The sequence below is a fragment of the Frankia sp. R82 genome (assembly GCF_023716925.1).
Lineage (GTDB): Bacteria > Actinomycetota > Actinomycetes > Frankiales > Frankiaceae > Frankia.
Genome location: NZ_JAMQQG010000197.1, coordinates 1 through 620 on the forward strand (window position 1 = coordinate 1; position 620 = coordinate 620).

Here is a 620-nt window from a genome sequence, read left to right on the forward strand (position 1 = left end):
GTGGCCGTCGGGGGAGAACGCCACCGCGAGGACGGTGCTGGTGTGGCCGGTGAGGGTGGTGTGGGTCTGTCCGCTGCCGGTGTCCCACAGTCGCACGGTGCGATCGTCGGAGCCGGTGGCGAGGGTGTGGCCGTCGGGGGAGAACGCCACCGCGAGGACCCAGTCGGTGTGGCCGGTGAGGGTGGTGCGGGTCTGTCCGCTGCCGGTGTCCCACAGCCGCACGGTGCGATCGTCGGCGCCGGTGGCGAGGGTGTGGCCGTCGGGGGAGAACGCCACCGCGCGGACGGCGCGGGTGTGGCCGGTGAGGGTGGTGCGGGTCTGTCCGCTGCCGGTGTCCCACAGCCGCACGGTGTGGTCGTTGGTGCCGGTGGCGAGGGTGTGGCCGTCGGGGGAGAACGCCACCGCGAGGACGCTGCCGGTGTGGCCGGTGAGGGTGGTGTGGGTCTGTCCGCTGCGGGTGTCCCACAGTCGCACGGTGTGGTCGTTGGTGCCGGTGGCGAGGGTGTGGCCGTCGGGGGAGAACGCCACCGCGAGGACGGTGCCGGTGTGGCCGGTGAGGGTGGTGTGGGTCTGTCCGCTGCCGGTGTCCCACAGTCGCACGGTGTGGTCGTTGGAGCCGG

The 620-nt window shown here is 73.4% G+C and carries 1 protein-coding gene; it reads right to left on the bottom strand.

All coding sequences use genetic code 11. The features are described 5' to 3' along the window. Window positions 1–600: WD40 repeat domain-containing protein (locus tag ND747_RS16590; RefSeq protein WP_251734507.1), on the bottom strand; the 600-nt coding region annotated here is incomplete at its 3' end. Window positions 601–620 lie beyond the last annotated feature (20 nt).